We start from the raw sequence: 25,032 nt of genomic DNA, 5'->3' as shown, positions 1-25,032 counted from the left end.
GGCTCAGTTCTCCGGTCCGCAGGCACCCGCGCAGTGCGCGACTTCGTGCGCGCCCGGATAGCCGTCGGATCGCGCCTCGGCAATCTCCACCGGTATCCTGCTCGCGTTCCCCAGCCGTTGCGGCATGCCGGCAGGGATCACGGATTGCCGCAGGATCGCCGGCGCCGGGATCTCGATGGCGTTCATGGCGCCGGCCTCACGGTTCTGCCAGCAGGCTGGCGGCTTCGCGGCGCACGGCAGGGGTGGCTGCCGCGCTCGTGGGGCAGGCGTCGCCGGCAATGTCCACACTGTCCCCGGTCGTCCGGGGCGGGTGCGCGGCAACGGCTCCTGCTTCATCCACCACTCCTTCCACCGCCTCGATCTCCGCCCCACCCTCGGCGAGCACATCGAGGTTGCCGAGCGCGACCGCCTCGACCAGCCGCAGGCGGCCCTGCACGTCGTCGGCGGCGCACAGGTAGAGCCCGAGCAACGCGGGGCCGATCATGCGGCGGTCGGCGCCCTGGGTGGCTTCCGACAGGTCCTGGAAACCGTCGCTGTGCAGGCAGAGTTCGAGCGCCTGGCCTGGCCCCGCCGGGGCGGTGGCGGTGGCAGTGACCCAGCGCGTTTCGCCGGCATCCAGCGTGCCGCGGGCGCACAGGCCCGCAGCGCCGCTGCCTTCGCCACCGGCCAGGTACTCAAGGCGGTAGCGCAGGCGCCGGCCCGGCACGCCGCGCAGGCACAGGTAGAGGCGCAGCGGCTGGCCGCGCAGTGTATCGTCCACGCGTAGCGCCAGCCGGCTGTCGCCGGGCCGGCTCCAGCAGCCCCAGGGTTCGATGGTGTGCCAGCCGTCGCCGGCGCGCAGGCTCTCGGCGGCCACGGTGCCGCCGCGCAGCACCGGCAGGGGCGCGGTGGCGAGCGGATAGTAGCGGCCCGCCGCCAGGCGCGGCGCGCAGGCGGGGGCGTCGTCCCCGCCAGAGGCTGGCGCCTCGCTCCAGCGATCGAGCGCTTGTGCCAGCTGCCTGCCCAGGTCGCGCCAGCGGCGCGGGCGGAAGCCGGCGCGGATGGCCGCCTCGCGTGCCTGGCGGTGGCGTGCGTCGAAGATCAGCCGTTGCGCCGCCTCCGCCAGTGCCTGCGGCGCTGCCGGGTCGAAGTAGTCGGCGAAGTCGCCGCCGGCCTCGGGCAGCGACGCCACAGCCGACACCAGCGGCACCTTGCCGTGGCACAGCGACTCCGTGACCGGCAGGCCCCAGCCTTCGTACAGGCTCGGGTAGAGCGTGAACAGGCAGCGTTCGAACAGCCGCGCGAGCTGGGCGTCGTCGAGCCCGGACAGCATGGTGACGCGCGCGGCCAGCGTCGCGTCGCGCTCCAGCAGGGCGAACACCGCCTCGTTCTTCCAGCCTTTGCCGCCGGCGCACACCAAGTGGGGCACGCGCCGCGCGCCATGCCGGTCGATCAGCGCGCGCCAGGCGCGCAGCGCCGCGAGGTGGTTCTTGCGCGGCTCCACGGTGGACAGCAGCAGCACGAAGGGCTGGCGGTTCCAGCCCCAGCCCTGCATGCCGTCCGGTTGCGGTGGCGCCAGACCGGGTTTGCGGATGTCGGCATCGAGCCGGATCACCTCGATGTGCTCCGCTGGCAGCGCGTGGCCGAGGCGCGCGGCGGCCGCCAGCAAGTCGCCGCGGGTCGACGCCGAATTGACCAGGAAACGGTCGGCGTGCGCAAAGGCGCCGAGCAGCCACGCGCCGAAGCGCTCGACCAGGTCGTCGACGCAGTGCTCCGGCATCACCAGCGGGATCAGGTCGTGCACGAAGGGCACGTAGCGGATGCCGTGGCGGCGCTTGGCCAGGCGCACATGCAGCAGGTAGTCAGGGAACCAGGAGGTGCCCAGGCTGACCAGCCAGGCACCGTGGGGAAAGTCCATCGGCGCGCCGCCCAGCATCAGCGTGTCGAGCTGCATCAACGCCTGCCGCCACTCGCCCTGGTCGGTGCCGCCGCCCTGCAGGCACAGCCGGCACAGGCGCGCGAACAGCGCCGCCGGTGCCTCCAGCCAGCCGGCCTCGCCCAGGTAGCAGATGCGCGGCGCCGGCCGCTCCGGCTGCGCGAAGGCGCTGATCAGTTCCAGTTGCACGCGCTGGATGCCGGTGGGCAGGCGCGAGGCGCGCAGGTGGTGGATCAGGTCGGTGGCGTCGAAGACGATGACGGCCCGCGCCGGTGCCGCTGCCTCTGCATCGGCGCCGGGCGGCGGCAGCAGTGCCTGCGCGTCGAGGCTGCGCAGCAGCTCGGCGGCGCCGGCCAATTGCTCGCGCGCCTGGCGTGCCGCCGCCGCGTGCGGCGGCGCGGGCTCGTGGGCGCGTGCGGCCGCCAGCAGCGTGTCGAGCAGCGCGAGCGCATGCTCCGCAGCGCGCGGCTTGCCGGGCTCGCTTGCCTCGGCCCGGTCCGCGCCGTGCGCTGCCGGCGCCGCCCCGTCCCAGGCCTGGCGCAGGCGGCCGGCATCGACGCGCACGCCGCGCAGGGCGAGCGCGTGCACTTCGCGCAGCGCATCGTCGCTGCCGGGCTGCAGGGCCAGCGCCTGGGCGTAGCTGGCCGCAGCCTGTTCCAGATCGCCCGCCAGCTTGTCGGCGTGGCCGAGCTGCAGGTGGGTGTCGGCCACCTCCGGCGCCATGGCGATGGCGCGCCGGTAGGCTTCGCGCGCGCCGCCCAGCTCGCCGCTCTCCTTGAGCGCGTGCCCGTACTGCACCCAGATCGCGGCCATGGCGGGCGCCGCTTCCAGCGCGCGGCGGTAGTGGCCGGCGGCGGCGTGCCAGTCGCGCGCGTCGCGCGCGCGGTCGCCGGCAGCCACCAGCGCGCGGGCGTCGCTGTGACTGCTGCCGCGGCGGTTGCTGTCGCCACGGTCGCCGGCGGGGAGGATTCGCTTGAACAGTTTCACGGTCGACTCCCGTTCAGGCCGCGTGCTCGCGCACGCCGGCAACGATCAGCCAGCCGATGGCATAGGCCACCAGCAGGCTGAAGAAGAGGCTGGTCACGATCAGCGCGCCGCGCGGATAGAGCGCTCGCACCGGCAGGTTGGGCTCGACCACGCGCACGATGTAGAGCTGTTGCTTGAGCGCGTTCTCGCGCGCCGTCTCCAGCGCCGTGGCGACGCCCGCGTAGCGCTTGGCGGCGAAGTCCTGCTTCATCAGCAGGCGCTGGTAGTCAGCCATGCGCGGCGCGGTGCCCTGCGCGTCGGTCAGGCGGGCGTTCTGCGCCGCGAGCTGCTGCTCCAGGCCCGCCACGCGGTCGCGCAGCGCCACCACCTGGGGACTGTCGGCGTCCACCGTGGCTCGCATCGCCGCCAGTTGTGCACGCGCCTGCGCCAGCGCCTCCTCCAGCCGCCCGAGCAGGGTCTGCTGGCCCACGCCGGTTTTCTCGGGATCGATGTCGCGATGGCCGACGCGGAAGGAGGTCAGCGCGCGCTGTGCCTCGATGACCTGGGCCTCCGCCTCTTTCAGCTCGGCGGCGGCCACCCGGACCGCGTCCTCGACGGCGCGCTGGTTGAAGGCATTGACGCGCGCCTCGCCCAGCGTCAGCAGCCAGCGCGCCAGCGCGCGCGCATCGTCGGGACGGAAGGCGTGCACGCGCAGCGTGGTGATGCCGGTGTCCTGGCTGAAGGCGACGGTGACCTGGCGCCGGTAGTAGCGCAGCAGCGTCTCCGGGCTCGGCTCGGCCCACCACAGGCGTGACAGCGCGTCGGCTTCGGGCCGGCGGAACAGCGTGACCAGGTCGAGGCGGTCGTGCAGGGCCCGTACCGCGTCGTGCGAAGCGAGGTAGTCGCCCACGCTGAAGGACTGCGCCTGGGCGTCGTTGAGGACTCCGGCCAGGCCCAGCATCTGGCCCAGGCCGCCGCCGGCGTTGGGCAGCTGCGATTGGGTGGAGCGCACCACGAAGCGCGCTTCGGACTCGTACTGGTCGGCGGCGCAGCCGAAGTAGTAGAGGGCGGCCAGCAGCGTGGGCAGCACCACGGTGGCGAGGAAGAAGCGCTGGCGCCGCCAGCGCGCGGCCCAGCCGGCGTGGCGCGGAGGCGTGGCCGCGGCGCGCGCTGACGCGAGGCCGTCGGCGGTGGGCGCGGATTGGGCGGGGTGGGTGGCGTCGGCGGTCATGGCAGCACGGGGAGTCAGAGATGGATGTGGCGCCGCACGATGCGCAGGCAGGCCAGGCCCGCCAGCGTCAGCGCCAGGCACCAGGCCACCAGGTAGGCGGGGTCCACGTAGGGGCTGTCGAAGCTCTCGAACTGGCCGATGCGCAGCAGCTCGAAGATCTGCGTCAGCGGCACCCACGACAGCCAGCCGCGGTAGGGCTCCGGAATCCACTTGAGCAGGAAGAAGGCGCCCGACATCGGCATCGCCAGGTAGACCACCGGATGGATCAACCGGTGCGCCATCTTGCTGACGTAGGTGGCGGCGCACACCATCATCGACAGCGCGAAGGAAAACCAGCTCATCAGTGCCAGTGCGGCCAGCAGCACCAGCGGCCGGGCCGGCGGCTCGGCCACGCCGAGCGCGCAGGCCCCGGCCAGCAGCAAGAACAGCGCCGCCGTGCTGGACGCGGTCTCCAGTACCGCGCGTGCGGCCAGCATGTCGAAGATGGTCACCATGCGGTGGTAGAGCAGCGGCTGGTTGGCGTGCAGCGCGCCCTCGGCGCGCGTGATGATGGAGCGGAAGATGATGAAGACGCAGTAGCCGCCGAGCGCGAATGGCACCGGCAGGATGCCGCCGCGGTGGTGCGGGTCGCCCAGGTGGATCAGCGAGACCGAGCCGGCCAGCAGCATGGGCTCGGCGATCAGCCACAGGTAGCCGATGTTCTCGCGGCCGTAGCGCGTGTGCAGTTCGCGCAGGATCAGCGCGCCGATCACGCGCAGCTGCACGCGCAGGCCGTGGCGCAGCGTCGATTCAGCGGACAAGGCAGGTCTCCGGTCCACCTGGCGGTGGATAGGGCAGGTTGTCGATGGCGGCCAGCACGGTGCCGCAGTGTGCCTCCCAACTGGGCGCGCGCCAGGCGGCGATGCGGGCGAGCTGGGCGGCGCGGCGCGGCGCGTGCGGCGGCGCGTAGTCGCGCACGGCCCGCAGCCAGGCCGGGCCGTCGAGCGGGTCCAGGTATTCCGGCGCCGCGCCGCCGGCCTCGCGCAGAGCGGGCAGGTCGCTGGCGATCACCGGTACGCCCAGCGCCAGCGCTTCGGCCACCGGCAGGCCGAAGCCTTCGGCGAAGGACGGCATCAGCAGCGCGCGCGCGCCGCGCAGCAGCGCCGCCACTTCGCGGTCGCCGGCGCGGCCGGACAGCGACACCACGCCGCGCAGCGCCGGCGTGCGCTCCAGCAGGCCCAGCACATGGGCGTTGTCCCAGCCGCTGCGTCCGATCAGCTTCAGGCGGGGCGCGCCGGCGGCACCGCACTGCTCGACCAGGCGCTGCCAGGCCAGCAGCATCAGCATGTGGTTCTTGCGCGGCTCGATGGTGCCGAGCATGACGAAATAGGGGGCGGCGGCGGGCGGCTGCGCCGCGCCGGTGCCGGCGGTGTCAAGCGTCCCGGCCGCGCGTGCGGAGGCCTGGGTATCTTGCCAGTCCAGCGCCACCCCCAGCGGGGCCGCCACGATGCGCGCCTGGCGCGCGCCCCGGCCCAGCGCCGCGCCGATCGCGCGCGCGGTGGCCTGCGAATTGCAGACCACCAGGTCGGCCAGTGCTTCCACCGTGCCCAGGCGCGTGCGGTGCAGGCGCTCGCTGCCGGCGCGCGCGAACTGCGGATGGGTGAGCGGGATCAGGTCATGCACCAGGCATACCAGCCGGGCCCGCTCGGCGGCGATCGCGCGCGCCACCGCGGCCGGGCGCTCCAGGTTGGTGTGGGACAGCAGCAGGTAGGCGGCCGGACGCGCGCCCACCGCCGCCGGCGCGGCAGGCGCCGTCAGGCACAGGCGGGCCCACAGCGCGGCCGCGCTGCGGCGCGCCTGCGCAGGCTCGCCGCGCCAGCGGCGCGTGGTTTCCTGCAGGAAGCGCGCCGCCGCCGCGGCGGGCAGGCGCACATGCCAGCCGCCGGGATGGAAGGCGGTGTAGACCAGCCGCTCGGCGGCATGGCGCGCGAGGTAGCGGGCATAGGCCATCTCGACGCGGTCGATTCCGGTCGGCGTGGCGTGGCGCGCGCGCCGCAGCAGCCGCGTGATGTCCAGCAGCAGGTCCGGGCGGCTCATGCCGGCGCCTCCGCTCCGCCGTCGGCGCGGCCGTTGCCGTCCGCGCTTGCGGCCTGCGCCGCGGCCCGCTCAGCTGGCGCGCTGTCGCCGGCTTCCAGCAGGCGCCGGCAGGCCGCGTCGAGCAGCCGCTCGATGGCCGCGGTGTTGTGGAAGCCGCCGTGCAGCAGGCAGCGTTCGGCCAGCACGCGGCGGAAGGCATCGAACAGCGCCGGGTCGGGCGCCCGCGGCGCCCGCCAGAAATCGGCCAGCGGCTGCGGGTCGGTCAGCCCGGGCAGGTCGTAGACGGCCCGGCCAAGGGTGCGCACCGGCACGCCGGCGGCCAGCGCCAGCGTGCCGCTGGTGCTGTTGACGGTGACCATGCCACGCGCGCTCCGGCTCAGCTCGGCGATGTCGCCGCCGTCGAACCACACCAGGCGCGCGCCGATGCCGAGACAGGCAGCGGCGGCCTGGGTGCGCATGCGCCAGTCGATCACGCCGTTGTCGAGCGGATGGGCCTTTACGGCCAGCAGCAGGCCTTCCGGCGCGTGCATGGCGAAGCTGCGCAGTACCTCGTCCAGCGCGCCTTCCAGCCCGCCGAAGGCCGAGTGCACGCGCAGTTGATAGTCGGAATCGAGTTGCAGCGGGAACAGGAAGTAGTCGTGTCCGGCCAGCCGCGCCCGCGCCGCCTCGTCGCGCCGGGCCGCCGCCGCGCGGCCGAGCAGCCGGCGCGCCCAGCCCAGGCTCTCGCGTGCCGGGTGCCAGCGCCGGTGCGTGCTGTAGTGCGGATAAAGCGGCCAGGAGAAGAAGGCCGCCAGGTAGTACAGCACCGCGGCGCGCGCCCGCTCGCCGAAGTGTCCGGGCAACCCAGGCTGCGCTGGCAGGTCTTCCGTCGCCGGCAGCGCGGCGGCGCGCGTGCGGTACCAGTTGGGCTGGCGCGGCAGCGTGGAGTGGCCGTTGACGCCGTCGCGTTCCAGCGTCACCCAGTCGGGGCGCAGATAGCCTTCCTCGAACACGTGGACGCGCACGCCGCGCGCGCGCGCGATGGCGATGGCGGCGCGGTGCAGCGGCCGGCAGTCGCCGAACAGCACCAGGTCGGTGACGCCCAGCCGCGCCAGCCGCGCGGCGAACCAGTCCGGCCAGCGGGTGGCGCGCCCGCGGAAGGCGGCGCCGTGTCCGCCGCGCCAGGCGAGCGCGTCGCCGCCGTGGAAATGGACGCAGTGCGCGGCGTGACCGGCCGTGCGCAGGGCTGCGCCCAGGCGCCGGAAGAAGGCGCCGGGCGGCCCCTGCAGGAAGAGAAAGACGCGCGCGTGCCGGCGGGTCATGACCAGGCTTCCGCCAGCCGTGCCTGCATGGCCTGCAGGCCGCGCCGCAGCTGTCCCTGCAGACGCCGCAGCCGTGTCAGCGCGCCGGCGGCCGCGCGGCGCTGCTGCGCCAGCCGCTGCACCAGCACCTCGGGCGGGCAGGGCAGGCCGGTGTGCGGATCGAGATAGCGCGGATAGAGCAGCAGCGCGCCCGCCACCAGTTCGTCGAGTACCAGCCGGCGGGTCCGCCAGACCAGCGGCGCCAGGTCGGTGGTCAGGCCCCAGCCGGCGTAGAAGGGCTGGCCGTGCACGATCACCTCGCGGCCGCGCAGCAGCGCCTCGAAGCCGGCCAGCGAGGTCAGCACGTGCACGGCATCCACGGCGTCCAGCAGAGCCGGCAGCGCTACGCCGTGCGCCACCAGATCGGCGTGGGCCAGCATCTCCGCCTCGCTCAGCCGTCCGGGCCGGTGGCCCGCTTCCACGTCGGGGTGCGGCTTGAAGACGATGAAGGCATCGGGCTCGGCAGCGCGCACGCGGCGCAGCAACTCCAGGTTGCCGTCGATGCCGGCGCCGCCCAGGCGCATGGAGGCATCGTCGGTGACCTGGCCCGCCACCAGCACGCGCCGGCGCCCGGCGGGCAGCAGCGGCAGGCCCTCGCTGCCTTGCGCCTGCGCGCCGTCCGCGCGCCCGTACTTGGTGATGCGGTTGGCCACCAGCATGCGGCGCAGCGTGCGCGCCCGGCGCAGCAGGGCCGGCGTGAACTCGGTCGCGGCCAGCAGGACTTCCAGGTCGCTGCCGCTGGCCGGGTCGTAGTAGATGCCGCGCCGGTCCACCACGATGGACATCGGCGGGAACAGGTTGCTGCCCAGCCCGTGCGAGCGGATGAATCCGTCTTCCACACGGCACAGCGGCACGCCAGCCGCGGCGGCATGGGCGGCCAGCTCGTCCGTGGCGCGCGTGGCCCATACCGCCACCGCGCCGCCGTGCCTGGCCGCGTGCAGCACGGGGCGGCGCGCACCGGCGAAAAAGGGCGGGGCGCTCGTGCCGTTGTGGAAGAAGCGGGCGATGTCGCGCCGCTTCCACAGCGCCATGCCGGTGCAGCAGGCCACTTCGCGGTTCTGGTGGCAGCAGCCGCGCCAGAAGGCCAGCAGTTCGATCACCGCTGCGCAATCGCAGGGTTGGCCGCTGAAGGGATCGACATAGCGCGTGCCTTGCCGCAGCACGGCCTCGGCGAGCTGGGCCAGCGAGCGCGCGGGCTTGCACTCGGCCGCCCCGAGGTCCTGCGTCAGGCCGCGCCCGGACAGGTAGCCGGACTCCACGCAGGTGACCGGCAGCCCGCGCAGCAGGGCGAGGAAGCCGACCGGATCGTTGCCGTCGACGATCACGTGGCGGCAGTGGTCGAGCAAGGGCCAGGGGTCGACCGGGTCGTGCAGCAGCACGCCGTGGCCGGCTTCCACGCGGGCGTGCAGCGCGCTCTTCCAGTGCGCGCTGCCGGGCATCACCAGGCAAGGCGCCAGCGCCCATTGCTGCGCCAGCGCGAGCATGCGCCCGGCCTGGCGCAGGTTGCCCGGGCGCAACAGCGCGAAGGGTCGCGCCTGCGGCGACCCGGCAGGCGCCGGTGCTGCCAGTGCGGCCAGCGCTGGCGCCGGATCGCTGCCCCAGAAGCTGCCGCCGACGCGCGCCGTGACCACCGCCTCGGCCAGCGCATGCGGACCGTCGTCGGCGTAGGCGGGCATGGCGTCGAGGGCGGCGTCGATCCAGCCCCGCGCGGCGTTGCCGGCGCGCGCGAAGCGTGTTTCGCTCAGGGGCGCTCCCTTCCAGTCGAAGTCCGGTGCGGCCAGCACGCCCGGCGCGCGGCGCAGGCCTGGGGCGAGAACGGTGGCGTAAGGCACTTCCTCCTGCGGCAAGGCGTTGGATGTCATGGACGCGAGATGGGAGCGGATCGGATGCGGATCGGACGCGAGTCGGGCGCGGGTCAGGTACGAATAGGTTGGACCAGGCCCAGACGGCGGGCGAGGACGGATGCTAGGCAGGCCGTGCGTCTCGGATATGGCGGAATCTGCGTAGATCGCCGCGCGCCGGGCGCGCGTGGCTGGCGTGCAGGCGGGGCGGAGTGGCAGCGGGGGCGGAGGGCCGTGTGAAACGATGGCGACAGAATCTGCGCAGGCCGCGGCCGCCGCGCCGGCTCCGGCGCGATTTACGCCGTGCTCCGCCAACCCTTGTGGCGCGCGGCTTCGGGGGAATCTGCCCAGTTCCGGTCACGAACGCGTCACCGCCGGTCTGCAATCTGCCGCGGTTTTACGGCCACCCTAATCCAGGCAATGAACAAGCTGCAGAAGGTCAGAACGCGCGGCCATCGGCGCGCCCATGCGTATCCTTGGCGTGGTGTGCCGCGTCCCATCGCCGGCGCGGTGGCCTTGGCGATGGCGGCCTGGTCCGCGCCGGCGGCGGCCTCGGGGCCGGCTTTCAACGCGGCCTGGATCCAGCAGCAGGCCGGCAGGCAGGCGGCGGCCGATGCCGCCCGCATCGGCACCATGACCGCCTTCGGCGCCACCCTGACCGCGCGCCAGATCCAGCAGCTCAATGAGCAGACGCGGCTGTCGATCGCCAACCTCGGCCAGGTGGCGCAGGCCGCCGCGGCGGCCGCCGAAGCCCAGCGCAAGGCGCGTGAAGACGCCCTGCGCGCCGGCGGCGGCGTGCCGGACGGCTTCGCCGAAGGCGGCCTCAAGGTCGATGGCAACCCGCTTACCGCAGGCTGGAGCGGCGCCGACCGGCCCACCCAGAGCGTGGACCCCGCCACCGGCCGCGTGCTGGTGGGCGTGCGCCAGACCAGTGAGCGCGCGCTGCTGAACTGGGAAACCTTCAACATCGGCCGCAACACCGCGCTGCATTTCGACCAGCAGTCGAACTGGGCGGTGCTGAACCGCGTCAACGACCCGCTCGCGCGCCCCAGCCAGATCCAGGGGCAGTTGAGCGGCGCCGGCACGGTCATGGTGCTCAACCGCAACGGCATCGTCTTCTCCGGCACCAGCCAGGTCGATACCGGCAACCTGGTGGCCGCCGCCGCGCGCATGAGCGACGCGCAGTTCCGCGACAACGGCCTGTACAGCGCGGCTGCCACCAGTGGCTTCGCGCCGAGCTTCACCGATGCCGGCGGCAAGCTGATCGTCGAAGCCGGTGCGCAGTTGTCGACGCGCGCGCCGCAGTCGGCGACGCAGGGCGGTGGCTATGCGCTGCTGGCCGGCAGCGAGGTGCACAACGCCGGCACCATCAACACGCCGCGCGGGCAAGCGCAGCTCGCCGCCGGCGATGCCTTCATCGTGCGGCGCGGCTACGGCAGCGACGGCAACCAGGTCTCCACCACGCGCGGCAACGAGATCGCCGTGCAGCGCCTGCCCGGCAGCGCGGCGGGCGCGGTCACCAACACCGGTGTGATCCAGGCCGAGCGCGGCGATATCACCCTGGCCGGCCATGCGGTGCGCCAGGACGGCGTGGCCGTGGCCACCACCTCGGTCAGCCAGCGCGGCACCATCCACCTGCTCAACTCGGCCGGCGATGCCGACGGCAGCGTCACGCTGGGCCCCGGCAGCGTGACCGCGGTGCTGATCGAGGACAGTACCGAGACCGCCGTGGACGGCCAGCGCGATGCGCTGATCAAGGAGTCGACCGAGCAGGATGCCATCCGCGCCAACGGCACGTCGATCCCGCCGGCCTTCGATAACCTCGCGACACTGGCCGACCGGCGCGACCAGTCGCGCGTCGAGATCGTCAGCGGCGCCAACGTGGTGTTCGAGCGGGGCTCGCTGACGCTGGCCACCGGCGGCCAGGTGGCGGTGGCGGCGAGCGGGCGCGCCTTCGTCGCCGAGGGCGCCAGGCTCGATGTGTCGGGGGCCACTGCCGTCAAGGTGGCGATGGAGAGCAACAACCTCAAGATCAACGTGCAGGGCAACGAGCAGCGCGACGCCGCGGGCAATCGCGACAGCGCCAGGCTCAACAACAGCGATGTGTGGGTGGATGTGCGCGACCTGGTGTTCGTGCCGGCCGGCACCAACGGTTACGCCACCGACCGCTACTACACCAAGGGCGGCTTGCTGGAGGTCGGTGGCTATCTCGGCACCACCGGGCATACCGCGGCCGAATGGGCGGCGGTCGGTGGCACGCTCACGCTGGGCGGCAAGGAAGTGGTGACGCAGGCCGGCTCCAGCATCAACCTGGCCGGCGGCTCGCTTGCCTACCAGGACGGCATGGTCCGCACCTCCTGGGTGAGGGGGCCGGACGGGCGCCTCTACGACGTCTCGCGCGCTCCGGGCGACATCCTGTACAGCGGCATCTACAAGGGCTTCGAGGTGGACTACGCGCGCTGGGGCGTGACCGACCGCTTCTACAACGTGGCGCTGGCGCCGGCGGCGCGGTGGCAGCGTGGCTACCTGGTCGGGCGCGACGCCGGCAAGCTCGTGATCAACAGCGCCACGCCGGTGCTGGAAGGCGATATCCAGGCCAATGTGCTGCAGGGCGAGCGCCAGACCGGGCAGCGCCTGGCCGGTATCAGCGACGGCTACAAGGTCACCGGCAACACCGTGGCGCTGGCGGGCCAGCTTGCGCTGGCCAATCTCAATGGTGTGCAGCCCCGGCCCTATGCCACCGAGGTGGTGTTCGGCGAGGTGGCGGGAGTGACCGCCGGCATGGGGGCGGGCGACGCGCTGCCGGCCGGGCGCACCGGCCACGCCCTGTTCGACGCTGCCGCCCTCAGCCGCGCGGGCCTGGGCGGCCTGTCGGTGGAAAGCGCGGCAGGTATCACGGTCAATGCGCCGCTCACGCTGGCACGCGGCGGCGAACTGCGCCTGGTCGCGCCGCATATCGAGGTGGCCGCCGCGCTCACTGCGCAGGCCGGCAGCATCCGCCTGGGCAATATCTATGCGCCGCTGCAGCTCGGCCTGACGCCGGCCAGCGGCGACCCGATGATCGTGCTGGCCGAGGGTGCCGTGCTGAACACGCGCGGGGCCTGGGCCAATCTGTGGCTGGACCCGGACAGCGTCAACGATCTCGCCTATCTCCACGGCGGCAGCGTGGTGCTCGACACCACCGGCGGCATGGACCTGCGCCGCGGCAGCGTGATCGATACCTCCTCGGGCGGCGCGGTGCTTGTCAACGGCAAGCGCACGGGCGGGCGCGGCGGCGACGTCACGCTGCAGGCCAACCGCGTGCTGGCCAGTACCGGCACCCCGGGCAGCGCCGCGATGACGCTGGACGGCACCGTGCGCGGCTACGGCGTGACCGGCGGCAAGCTGACGCTGGCCAGCCGCGAGGTCCTGATCGGCGGCGCCGACAGCGCGGCCGATGCCGCTGGCATGGTGCGCCTGGGCGAGGATTTCTTCCGCCAGGGCTTTTCGGCCTACGACATCAACGGCTACCAGGGACTGACGGTGGCACCCGGCGCCCGGCTCAGCGTCGAGATGCCGGTCTACCGCTTCCACGATGACGCCCACCACGTCGCCGGAGGGGCCGACCCGTCCGCGGCCATGACGCTGTGGACCCCGCCCGCCTATCTGGACGATCCGGCCAGGGGACGGCTCTCGCAGCGCGGTGCTGCCACCCTCACGCTGAAGTCGGTGGTGCCCGAGGTGGCCGTGGAGCAGCAGACTGCCTCCGCCAAGATCCAGATCGGCACCGGGGCGCGCCTCGGCGTCGATGCCGGCAGCTCGATCGCGCTCAGCAGCCCTGGCCAGATCACCATCGACGGGCGCCTCGATGCCTGGGGCGGCGAGATCGCCGTGCTGGGGCAGAACACCACGGAGCGGCAGGCGCAGGCGAGCGGGCATGCCCGCTCGATCTGGATTGGCGACAATGCGGTCCTCGATGTCGCGGCGCGTGCCGAGACGCGGCGGGACGCCGCCGGGCGCATCTATGGCCTGGTGCCCGATGGCGGCCGCATCGTGATCGGCGCGCGCGGCACGCAGGACGATGGCCAGGTCGCTGCGACCGACTCGTTCATCGTGCTACGTCCGGGCGCGGTGCTCGACGCCTCGGGCACGCATGCGGAACTCGATGCGGTGACCGGCCTGGCGGCGCGCAAGGCGTCCGGGCCGGCGTCCGCCGCGATCCCGGTGGCCAGCCGGGGCGGCACCATTGCTTTCAGCTCCTATGACGGCGTGTACCTGGACGGCACGCTGCGTGCCCACGCCGGAGGCATGGGCGCCGCGGGTGGCACGCTGGCGGTGTCGCTGGAGACGCCCGTCTTCAATCGCAACGACAATCCCATTGCCGCTGTGCTGACCCCGCGCGAGATCGTGCTCGGTCAGGCCCAGCGTGCCAGCGGCCTGTCGTCGACGCTGGCTCCCGGTGCCGCCGATCCGGCGCTGGCGTACGGCAAGGCCTACCTCGGCGTCGACAAGATCGAGGCCGGCGGCTTCGACAATCTCAGCCTGCTGGCCAACGGCCTGCTAACCTTCGACGGCGACGTCTCGCTGAAACTCGGACAGTCGCTGCAACTGCGCCAGCGCGTGATCGGCCTGGCGGAAACCTCGGGCGCCGATGCGCGCATCGATCTGCAGGCGCCCTACGTACTGGTGGGCGGCGTCACGTCGGTGGGTGGCGAAAGGCTGTTCCCGGTGGTCAACGGCGGCGTGTCGAAGAGCTCGACGCTGGCGCGCTTCGGCGTGCGCGCGGGCCTGATCGATGTCCGCGACGGCGTCAGCTTCGGCGTGCAGGAAACGCTGGCGCTGGCCGGCACCAGCCAGAGCGTCGATCGGCGCGGCTTCGATCTGGTGGCGCTGGACAGCCAGGGCGATATCCGTTTCGTGGCGGGTAGTACCAACGTGGTGGGCGCAACGGGGGGCATCAATACGAGCCTGGTGACAGCAGGCGACCTGGCGCTGACGGCGGCGCAGGTCTATCCGACCACCGGCGCCAACGCGCGCGCGCTGGCCGGCTACACTGGCTCCAACAGCTATGCCGACGGGCGCACGCTGACGGTGGCGCGCAACGGCGCCGACGACCCCGGCGCGCCGCTGTCGCTGTTCGGCGCCCTGATCCTGGCCGCACCCCACGTCGAGCAGGGCGGCATCGTGCGCGCACCGCTCGGCTCCCTGCAGCTCGGCACGGACGGCTACGGCAATGCCCGTACCGAGTCCGTGCGCCTGTTGCCCGGCGGCATCACCTCGGTCAGCGCGGCGGGCCTGGTGGCGCCCTACGGCGGCACCACCGACGGCGTAAGCTACAAATACAACGGCGCCGACGTCCGCTTCCCGTCCACGCCCGGCGGCATCCTGCTGGCCGGGCAGTCGATCGCCTCCGAGCACGGCTCGCTGCTCGACCTGTCCGGCGGCGGCACCGTGACCGGCGCGGCTTTCGTCAGCGGGCGCGGCGGCTCCACCGACACGCTGCTCAATGCACTGATGCAGTACGACCGCGCCGGCGGCAGCTTCACGCTGCCCGTGCTGTCGGCGCACCCGGTATATGCCATCGTGCCCGGCGCGCAGGCCGGCGCGGCCCCCGTGGCGCCGCCCGACCTGGCCTCGGGCTATGCCGGCTCGCGCCCGGCGGTGGGCCAGCAGATCACCATCCCGGCCGGCGTGCCGGGCCTGCCCGCCGGCACCTACACGCTGATGCCCGCGTACTATGCATTGCTGCCCGGCGCGTACCGCGTCGAACTCGGTGGCGCCGCGCCGCTGGGCGCGACGGGCGTGGTGGCGCTGCCGAACGGCTCGTACGCCGCCACCGGCACCGGCAGCATCGCCAATACCGGCATCCGCAATGCCGTCCCGACACAGCTCACGCTGACGCCGGGCGAGACGGTGCGCAAGTATTCCCAGTACAACGAGACGAGCTACCGCGAATTCGCCACGGCGGACGCGGCAAGGCAAGGGACGGTCCGTCCCGTGCTGCCGGAGGACGCCAGGACGCTGACCTTGAGCTTTGCCGCCGAGCCGGGTTCGGCGCGGGCCTTGCGCATGGAAGGCGTAACCAGGCTGTCGCCGGCAAGCGGCGGCTATGGCGGTACGGCAGCCGTCTATACGGTGCCGGACGGCAAGCTTGAAGTGGTCGGCGATGACGCCGGCTTGCCGACGACAGGCTATGTCTCGGTGCGCGCGGGTGACCTGAACGCCCTCGGCGCCGCGCGGCTGGTGGTCGGCGGAGACATGGGCACGGACCTGAGAGGGATCGGTGGAAGCGAACGCAACCGGGTCGGCTGGGTGGCGAAGTCCGCGGAGGTCATCCTGCGGGACAAGGCCACGCTGAGCGCCCCTGAAGTGTTTCTCGTCTCCAACTCGCAGGGCAACGTCGTGGTCGAGGCGGGGGCCGAGATCAATACCCTTGGCAAGGGCGCGGTGGCCTACGACTCGACGGCTGGATACTTCTACGCACCGGACTCCAGCAACGTGCTCGCGGTCTCGAACGGCTGGCTGGACTTCCTGCCGTCGGTGGCTGGCGAGACGGCACAGAAGCGTGGCCGCATCGAGGTCGGCGCCTGCGCACAGGCAAGCTGCGGCGGCAAGGCCGGGCTCTACTCGGACGGCACCATCACGGTCGCCACCGCGGTGGACTTCAACCTGCACGACAACGCGCGCTTCGGCACGCGCAACCTCGTCCTGTCCGTGCCGGCCGTGCATATCGGCAATGACGCAGCGCTGGCGGGCGCCGCCGCCGGCGGCCTGAAGCTGACGCAGGGCCTGCTCGACCGGCTGCTGAACGGCGATCCGGAGAAGCGCGCGCCTGCGCTGGAAAGCCTGGTCCTGGCGGCCGGCGAGCTGGACTTCTACGGCAGCGCCAACCTGACCACCATCGACCCGGGGACCGGCAAATCCACGCTCGACCAGCTGGTGCTGACCACGCCGCTCATCAAGGGGCAGGGCGGTGCCGGGGATCGCGCCATGCTGTCCACCGGCACGCTGGTCTGGAACGGCGTGGCGGATGCCGTGCCGGGGGCCGTGGCCAGGGGGGCGCCCGGCACGGGCAGCGGCACGCTGGAGATCGTGGCCGACCAGATCGTCTTCGGCTATGGCGGCAAGACGCGGCCGGATACCAGCCAGACCGTAAGGCGGATGGCACTGGGCTTCGATACCGTCAAGCTGACGGCAAGCGAGCGCATCACGGCCAATCACAAGGGCAGCCTGGCCGTGTACCAGGCACAAGGCGACTACGAGGCCGGCAAGGGTTACCAATACAGCGGCGGCAATCTGGCGCTCAACACACCGCTCCTGAGCGGCGAGGCCGGATCGGTCAACGCGCTGACCGCTGGCGGGCGGCTGGCCATCGCGGCACCGGCCGGCGCCCGGGCCGCACCGGTCGGCGCCGCAGCGCTCGGCGCGGAACTGAAGCTCAAGGCCGACCGCATCGACGTGGCCGGCACGGTCGCCTTGCCGAGTGGCAAGCTGACCCTTGAAGCCGAGCACGACATCGCGCTGCAGGATGCTTCGCGCATCGACCTGGCCGGCCGTGCCAAGACGTTCTTCGATGTGACGCGCTATAGCTGGGGCGGTGACCTGGTCATCGAAAGCGCCCAGGGTAACGTCAGCCAGGCGCGCGGCGCCGTGATCGACCTGTCCGCGCAGGACAACGCCGCGGGCAGCATGTCGGTGACCGCGACTGCCGCGGGCGCGGGCCAGGTGGCCCTGGCCGGCTCGATCCTCGGCACGAGTTCGGGCCGCTACGACGCGGGCGGCACCCTGGTGCCGTTCCAGGCCGGGCGCATCGAGGTACGCGCCCAGGCGCTCGATGATTTCAGCGGCCTCAACCAACGGCTGAGCGAGGGCGGCGTGACCGGCGCGCGCAGCTTCGCCGTGAAGCAGGGCGACCTGGTGATCGGCGATGGCGTCAAGGCCAATGCGGTCTCGATTTCGGTTGACGGGGGCAAGTTGACAGTCAACGGCACCATCGACGCCAGCGGCGCGCAGCCGGGCAGCATTCGCCTGGCGGCGCGCGACGGCCTCTACCTGGCCAGTACCGCAAAACTCGACGCCCATGGCAGCGAGCTGCGCGTCGACAGCTACGGGCAGGCGATCGATGCGCCGAACCGCGCTACCGTCGACCTCACCGTCAGCGGTAAGGACGCCATGCTGACACTGGCGCCCGGCGCCACGATCGACCTGCGTGCGGCCGACAATGTGGCGCGCGGTACCTTGAACCTCAATGCATCGCGCGATGCGGCGCGCGGCAGCGATATCCGCATCGACGTGCAGGGCACGCCGGTGATTTCCGGGGCGAAATCGATCGCTGTCAATGCGTTCTGGCGCTACGACGATGCCCCGCAGGGCACGCCGGGCAGCAATGGGCGTCCGGTGCAGGACATCTCGCAGGGGTATCTCGATCGGCTCGATGCGGACAGCCAGGCCTTCATGGCGGCAGCGCTCGGCAATGCCAGCCTGCAAGGCCGGCTGCGCGGTCTCACGGACAGCCAGGGCGGCACGCTGCATGTACGCCCAGGCGTGGAGATCGTCAGCGCCACGGCGGACGGGGACCTGCGCGTCGTCAGCGACCTGGACCTGTCCGGCTATCGTTATGGACCGACGGCGAACCCGGCACTACGCGGCTCGGGCGAGCCCGGCGCGCTGGTGATCCGTGCCGGTGGCGACCTGAGCATCCACGGCAGCATCAACGACGGATTCGCGCCGCCGGCGCAGACTGGCAACAAGCTCGACGAGAACGGGTGGGTGATCGACACCGGCAACGTGGTGGGCAGCAATATCACGGTGCCGGGCGCGATGATGCTGGGCGCGGGCACGCAGTTCAATTCGGTCCGCGGCGCGCTGACGTTCGACATCCAGATCGGGGCGTCGACCTTGCGCGCGGGGGTGGCGATCCCGGTCGGCGTGACGCTCAATCGCGACTATGCCGTGGCCACGGACTGGATCGCGGGCGGCGACGTCCGCACCGCAGCGGGCCAGGTCTATCACAAGGGGGATGTGGTGCCCGCCGGCACGCTCGGACGCGGCACCGTCATCGGAACTGGCAATGCGCTGCCGGTGGCGATGGAAATCCAGGCGATGACCTGGCCCAAGGGGGCGCCGCTCGACGCGCTCGGCGGGAACGTGACCCTGGCCGCATCCGCGCTGCTCAAGGCCGGTGACGTCATCCCCTTCAATACGGTGTTCAAGGTCGAAGGCAACCTCAGCAACGCCACGCTGGCGCAACCCTTGGTGCTGTCGACGCCGGTGCTGATCGCCAGCGGTGCGACCTTCCGCACCACCGAGACCCTCAATTTCGGCATCACGGCGGGTTCCATGGCGATCCGCCGCGGTGTGGTGATTCCGGCGCAGTTTGTGTCGGGGAGCACGTTGTCGGTGCCGGCCGGCACCACGGGATGGGTGGCGACCGCGTCCATCTGGAGCAGCACGGGCGTGCTGCTGTACCAGGCCGGCGATACGGTGGCCGCGCCGATCCCGGCCGGATCGATCTTCGGCGCCGGCACCACGCTGCCGCCGGTGTCCCCTGGCAGCCCCGGAACCCTGACCACGCGCAGTTCCACCGTGCCGGCCAACGTTTCGCTATCGTTCTACAGTGCCAGCACGGTCAGGCTTGCCACCGACACGCGGGTCGAGGCCGGGGCAGTGATTCCGGCAGGCACGACGCAGCTGACGTCGTCCGCTTATCTGCCATCCACCCGCCCCGTCGGCGCCGGCGGTACGCAGGGCAGCCTGTGGGCGGTGGCACCGATGCTGCCGGCCGGTTCCCAGTCGTGGGACATGCGCCTGGTTGCCGGTGCGGATCTCCAGGCGGCGGACGCGCGCGGGATGCGCGCGGCGAGTGGCCTCGATGGCGGCGGCAACCTGGTCATGGCAGACAGCCACTACCAGATGAGCAGCGAAGCACGGACGGCGGGAACGATCTTCAGCGTGATCCGCACCGGCACCGGCGACCTGGACATGCTGGCCGGCGGAGACCTGTCGATGCAATCGCTGTTCGGTGTGTACACGGCAGGCACCCAGTCGCGCACGGTTGGCGCGGTGGGCGTGGACCCCTACAACCAGCCGCGTGGCATGAGCGTCGACGAAACCGGACGGCTGGGCACTTCGGTGCTGGGCGCCAATGGCGTGGCCTATGAAGCGCTGGTGGGCACTGCGGACGCTTACCAGGCATATTACCCGGACAGCGGCGGCAATCTGTTCGTGCAGGCCCAGGGCGACCTCGCGGGCCAGGTGCTGGGCAGCGCCTCGACGGCGCTGAGCGGCCAGACGTCGCGGCAAGGGCCATCCGCCTCGGTCGGAAACTGGCTGTGGCGGCAGGGCGGGGGAGACATCCCGGCGGCATGGTGGATCAACTTCGGCACCTATGCCAAGGTGCCGCAGTCGCCAGCCGGCAGCAACGCCTACGTGGTCGGCTTCACGGGGTTCGGCGCGCTGGGCGGCGGCAACGTGGCGCTGACATCCGGCGGCGACGCCGGCATGATCGGGCGGCCGCCGGGCGGCGCGGTCCGGGAAACGGCGCCCTTCAGCAGCGCACTGGTCGCGGCGGTCGGCAGCACCGGACGTGTCGGGCGGGATGGCACCTTGTCCTTGACCGGCGGCGGCGATCTCAGCCTGCATGTCGGCGGTGGGTTGAATACGGCCTATGCGTTCAATGCCCTCAACCTGGATAATATCCAGCATGACCTGCAAGGCGCGCTGGTCGATCTGCGGGGGAGTATCGGCCTCAAGGCGGGGGCCCTCGGCACGATCGCCCTGAACTATGGCCTGGGCAATACGTTGCGTGCCGATCCCTATACCGCGCGCGTGTCCGTCGCCGATGGCGGCATCGTCGTCGTACCGGGCGACGCGACCGTGCGCCTGGACACGCGTGGCGACCTGGTGCTGGGGGGGGCGGCCGATGCCGGCCGCGTACGTGCATGGAATACCACGCCATCGACCGCGAACGGCACCACGTATGCCGGTGGCGGCCTGTCGTGGTTCTCGCTGTGGACGGAGCGGACAGCCATCGACCTGTTCGCCGCCGGCGGGAACCTGACGCCCAGCACGCAATTGCGGGAAGCCTATGTCGCCAATGTACTGAAGGGCGACTACGCGGCCACGGACGGGCGCTTCGTCTATCCCGGCACGCTTCGCGCGGTCGCGGCCAATGGCAGCCTCTACTATGGCTCGGCCGTCGGGGGAGGGCAGACCGCGGCGGATCTGGCCTATTCGCTGTTGCTGGCACCGTCGGCGAAGGGCCAACTGGAGTTCCTCGCCGGCAACTCGATTTATGGCGGGCCGTACGCCGTCGACATATCGGGGGCGAATCCGGCACTGTTGCCTTCGCCGGTCCGGCCGGCCTATGTCGGCCTTGGCGCCACATCAGCCGTGGGCAACGTCAGTGCGGAAGGCGTGCGGAGAAGCAGCACGAATCCATTTCCGCTGTTCGCGCTGGCCGCCGATACCGCGAGCGGGACCCTGCATGCCGGCGATGGCGATCCTGCCCGCTTCTACGCGCTGGATGGCGACATCGTCGATCTGCGCACGGGCGAGATCCTTCGATTCGGCGCAAGTGCGAACCGGTCGGTATCGACGTGGCTGGTGGGCGCGAAGCCAGTCTGGATCATGGCAGGCCGGGACATCCTCGGGGCGGGAACGGCGCCGAACACGTCGACCGGCACACCGCAGTCGGAGCTGACGTATGGCCAGTCCACCGGCAACCTGCTCGTCCACAACAACCCCAGCGATATCTCGGTCGTCTCCGCCGGCCGCGATATCGTGCACGCCAGCTTCAGCGTGGCGGGACCCGGCACGCTGGAGGTGAGCGCCGGCCGCAGCATCCTGCTGGAAGACAAGGGCACGCTGGCCAGCATCGGCCCGGTCGGCGCCGGCGCGGCAGGCGACCGCTCCCGCGGCGCGGGCATCGTGATCCAGGCTGGCGCCGGCGCCGGCGGGCCGGACTACAGCGCGCTTTCCAGGCGCTACCTGGATCCCGCCAACCGGGCCAATGCCGACTTTCCGCTGGACAGCGCCGAGAATGCCGGCAAGGTCGCATGGACCTATGAAGCGGAACTGGTGGGCTGGCTCGGCGAGCGCTACCAGTTCGCGGGCACGGTGGCGCAGGCACTGCAGTATTTCGGTGCGCTGCCGGCACGCCAGCGGGAAGTGTTCCTGCGCCAGGTTTACTTCAGCGAACTGCGCGCCGGCGGCCGCGAGTACAACGATGCGGCCAGCAAGCGCGCCGGCAGCTATCTGCGGGGCCGGCAGGCGATCGCCACGCTGTTCCCGGAACGGGACAGCAGCGGCCAGCCGATCCGCTATGCCGGCGATTTCACCATGTTCGGCGCGGCCGGCGTGCGCACCGACTTCGGCGGTGCGATCCAGTTGCTGGCGCCCGGCGGCAAGGCGGTGCTGGGGGTGGAGGGTGTGGTGCCGCCAGCCAGCGCCGGTGTGGTCACGCAGGGCGCGGGCGATATCCAGATCTACGCGCGAGGCAGCGTCCTGCTCGGCCAGAGCCGCGTGATGACGACCTATGGCGGCGACATCCTCGGCTGGTCGGCCGAGGGCGATATCAATGCCGGACGCGGCAGCAAGACCACGCTGGTCTACCCGCCGGTGAGCCGCGTCTACGACGCCTTCGGCAACGTCACGCTGGCGCCCACCGCGCCCAGCTCCGGCGCCGGCATCGCCACGCTCAATCCGATCCCGTCGATCCTGCCGGGGGCGGTCGACTTGATCGCGCCGCTGGGCACCATCGACGTCGGCGAGGCCGGCATCCGCGTCTCGGGCAATGTCAACCTGGCGGCGCTGCAAGTGGTCAATGCCGCCAACGTGCAGGCGCAGGGCTCGGCCACCGGGCTGCAGCTTGCCGCCGCGCCCAATGCGGGCGCGCTGGCCTCGGCCAGCGCCGCTGCCAGTTCGGCGACCCAGACCGCGCAGGATGCGCTGCGCCAGCAGGCCGCCGACACCCGCGGGCGGCTGCCGTCGATCGTCTCGGTGCAGGTGCTCGGTTTCGGCGGCGATGCGGACGGGCAATAGGCATAGGCCGGCGCGCAGGCGAGGCAGCGCAGGGCCGTGCACCGCTGCCCCGACCGGCGCCGTGGCGGACGTGCTGCGGCGCGCCTGGCGCCGTCACGGGAGGCGCCATGCATGAGGCGATGGATGTCTCGGAGGTAGGCGTGGCAGTGCGCACCGGCGGGGTGCGTGCCGCCATCCTGCGGGCGTACGGCGATGTCTTCACCATCGACATTGAAATCCGCGACGGCACGCGCGTGGCCCTGGTCGCCGTGGCCGACCGCAAGCCGCGCACCTTCCGCGATCCCGCCTCCGCCATGCGGCTGCTGCAGGAGCTGGGCATTCCCCAGGGCAGCTTCGAGCTGTCCGGCTGGACTCCGCAGCGTGCACGCGATGCCGCACTCAAGCGCCCGGACCGCTCGCGCGCGCTCAAGGCTGCCCACCGCACCGCCGCCGCCGATCGCGAATTCCGCCGCCAGGTAGAGGAGCTGCTCGCGCTGGCACAGACCGCGGAGCCTGCCGCCGCAGCGCCGCGCGACAGTAGCCTGCAGACCGAACTCGCCGCCTTGCTCAACGCGCTGCCTGTGCCGCAGGGCTGACGCCGCTCTCCGCTCTCCGCTCTCCGCTCTCCGCTCTCCGCTCTCCGCTCGCCGCTCGGAGCGCGGCGGGCGCGCGCCGCCCGGCGGGACACTGCTGCCATGATTCCCTATCCCGCTTCTCTGCGCCAGCATCTCCCGCCGACCCTGCCTCCCGTCCTCGGTGCGTGGCGCATTGCTCGCGTCGGAAAAAAGATGAATATCTGGATTAAAAAAACGTCATTTACATTGAGTCGGAAATATATAAAAAAAGAAGGTAATAGGTCTTATCACACAATGGAATTTATATCGATGGTTCATTGCATTCAGTTTCCATCGTATTGTGTTGCCGGAGGAGTCGGGATTAGGAAACTAGTCGGTCCGCATGCTATTGGCGCCGCCATCCGGCAGTCTGTCCTCTGGGGTGTTGCGTGCCAGGCGCACGCCTCGGCGAGCGCATTGAATCAAGGCTTGGCGCGGGATTCCGGCGAGAGGGCCGATCCGGAACCATCCTTTGACGGCATCTGCAGACATGGCCGGTCCGCCGGAACGGTGCGCCGGTGCGCCGGTGCGCCGGAATTCTACGGAGATTGGGTCGCGTCAACTTCACGAAACTGGATTGAAATGAGCTTGTCGCGCAGGTACCGGGAGGCACTGTGCGGCGAGGGGGAAATCCGGATCCCTGTCCGTTTTTCTCATGGCTCTCTTCGTTTCATTGTTAGTTCCACTTTTCAATCTGGAGTTCAACGTGAATCATCGCAATCTGATCCAGGCCGCCGTGGCCGTTCTGTGCGCAGGCGCCGCTTCGGCCTCGATGGCCGCTCTGGTTTCCGGTGGCGCCACGCTGCCGCAGAACCTGTACACCGACGTGCGCGTGCAGAAGGACACCCAAGCCGCCGGCGGCACCAATCTGTTCAGCTACGTGGGCGTGGGCAGCGGCGCGGGCAAGAACGCGTTCTTCAACAACGACCAGTGGTACCTGAACGGCAACACCTCGCACGCCTCGCCGGTGCACTTCGTGGGCAGCGACTCGGTGATCTCCGCCACCGAGCTGAGCAACTACAACGCCGGCACCGTGGCCGCCACGGCTGGCAAGCTGATCCAGGTGCCCGCCGTCGCCACCTCGGTGGCCGTCGCCTTCAACAAGGCCGGCGTGTCGTCGTTGAACCTGACCTCGGCCCAGCTGTGCGGCGTGTTCGGTGGCTCCATCACCAACTGGAACCAGATCTCGTCGGCCTCGGGCCCGATCAACGTGGTCTTCCGCTCGGAAAGCAGCGGCACCACCGAACTGTTCACGCGCCACCTGGAAGCCGTCTGCGGCAGCAGCGTGTTCACCACCAGCACCACGTTCACTACCGCGCACGTGGGTGCTGAGCCGTCGAACTGGGTGGGCGCCGCCGGCAACCCCGGCGTGCGCGCCGCCATCGATGCCGCCGACGGCACGATCGGCTACGTGAGCCCGGACTTCATCCAGAGCAAGCCGGTGGCCGGCCTGTACAACAAGAACGAGTCGGGCGCTCCGGCCCGCCTGCCGGCCGGCAACGGCGATGTGTCGCTGGCGCTGAGCGCCGCCCTGCTGGCGCCGACCGGCGCGAACCGCACCGACCCGACGAAGTGGGTGCCGGTGGTCAGCAACCCGTCGCAAGGCTACCCGATCGTTGGCACGACCAACCTGATCTTGAGCCAGTGCTACAACGCTGCGGCGGATCTGGGCAACGCAACCCTGGTCCTGCGTGAATTCTTCGACCGCTTCCACGCTCGCTATGCCGCTGTCAAGACCGCGATCGGTGACCACCAGTTCATCGCGCTGCCGGATGCCTTCGTGGACGCGGCGACGGCGACCTTCCTCGGTACGGGTGACGGTCAAAGCCTGCAAATTGGTCTGTCGACGCAAGCGCAGTGCGGTGGTAAGGGCCGCTAATCGCAGCTCGCTGGTCCGACCCCGCTGAACTTCGCGGGGGTTACCTTGTAGAAGGCGGCTTGCCCTCGCGGGCAGGCCGCCCTTGTTTTACGCGGAGCATACGCAGATTTCGTCATTCTCCGGCCACCGTATCCTTGGATGATGCGCGACTGTGGAGGTGATCCCGCTGAT

The 25,032-nt window shown here is 71.5% G+C and carries 10 protein-coding genes; 3 read left to right on the top strand and 7 right to left on the bottom strand.

Annotated elements, in window-relative coordinates:
* Positions 1–3 precede the first annotated feature (3 nt).
* Genes BKK79_RS37090 through BKK79_RS37060 form a run of 7 tightly spaced genes read right to left on the bottom strand, consistent with a single transcriptional unit; the run spans position 4 to position 9,390 of the window.
* A complete protein-coding gene (locus BKK79_RS37090; protein ID WP_071040691.1) occupies positions 4–186 on the bottom strand; it encodes a hypothetical protein in 183 nt (60 codons plus the stop codon).
* A gap of 10 nt (positions 187–196) precedes the next feature.
* A complete protein-coding gene (locus tag BKK79_RS37085) occupies positions 197–2,902 on the bottom strand; it encodes a glycosyltransferase (protein WP_071040690.1) in 2,706 nt (901 codons plus the stop codon).
* Between the two features lie 13 nt (positions 2,903–2,915).
* Positions 2,916–4,112, bottom strand: coding sequence for a hypothetical protein (locus BKK79_RS37080; RefSeq protein WP_071040689.1), 1,197 nt, complete (start codon positions 4,110–4,112; stop codon positions 2,916–2,918).
* Between the two features lie 14 nt (positions 4,113–4,126).
* Complete coding sequence (locus tag BKK79_RS37075) at positions 4,127–4,912, bottom strand: ABC transporter permease (protein ID WP_084085777.1); 786 nt, start codon at positions 4,910–4,912, stop codon at positions 4,127–4,129.
* Complete coding sequence (locus tag BKK79_RS37070; protein WP_084085776.1) at positions 4,902–6,188, bottom strand: glycosyltransferase family 4 protein; 1,287 nt, start codon at positions 6,186–6,188, stop codon at positions 4,902–4,904. The genes BKK79_RS37075 and BKK79_RS37070 overlap by 11 nt, the downstream gene beginning before the upstream one ends.
* Positions 6,185–7,489 carry a capsule biosynthesis protein gene (locus tag BKK79_RS39810; protein ID WP_084085774.1) on the bottom strand — a complete coding sequence of 435 codons (1,305 nt, stop codon included), beginning with the start codon at positions 7,487–7,489 and terminating at the stop codon, positions 6,185–6,187. Before BKK79_RS39810 ends, BKK79_RS37070 begins: the two co-directional genes overlap by 4 nt.
* Positions 7,486–9,390 (bottom strand): capsular polysaccharide export protein, LipB/KpsS family, encoded by a 1,905-nt coding sequence (locus tag BKK79_RS37060; RefSeq protein WP_071040686.1) that lies wholly within the window; start codon positions 9,388–9,390, stop codon positions 7,486–7,488. Before BKK79_RS37060 ends, BKK79_RS39810 begins: the two co-directional genes overlap by 4 nt.
* 465 nt (positions 9,391–9,855) lie before the next feature.
* Here BKK79_RS37060 and BKK79_RS37055 point away from each other — a divergent pair, with 465 nt between their 5' ends.
* From BKK79_RS37055 to BKK79_RS37045, 3 genes are all read left to right on the top strand, one after another.
* Complete coding sequence (locus BKK79_RS37055; RefSeq protein WP_157128687.1) at positions 9,856–22,389, top strand: filamentous haemagglutinin family protein; 12,534 nt, start codon at positions 9,856–9,858, stop codon at positions 22,387–22,389.
* Between the two features lie 107 nt (positions 22,390–22,496).
* Positions 22,497–22,964: a hypothetical protein gene (locus BKK79_RS37050; RefSeq protein WP_157128686.1), complete on the top strand. Its 468-nt coding sequence runs from the start codon at positions 22,497–22,499 to the stop codon at positions 22,962–22,964.
* A gap of 724 nt (positions 22,965–23,688) precedes the next feature.
* The gene (locus BKK79_RS37045; protein WP_198173446.1) at positions 23,689–24,861 is read left to right on the top strand and encodes a substrate-binding domain-containing protein; all 1,173 of its coding nucleotides are present in this window, start codon (positions 23,689–23,691) and stop codon (positions 24,859–24,861) included.
* Positions 24,862–25,032: the final 171 nt, after the last annotated feature.

It is taken from the genome of Cupriavidus sp. USMAA2-4, assembly GCF_001854305.1.
Lineage (GTDB): Bacteria > Pseudomonadota > Gammaproteobacteria > Burkholderiales > Burkholderiaceae > Cupriavidus > Cupriavidus malaysiensis.
This window is presented reverse-complemented; position numbering and strand designations above follow the sequence as displayed.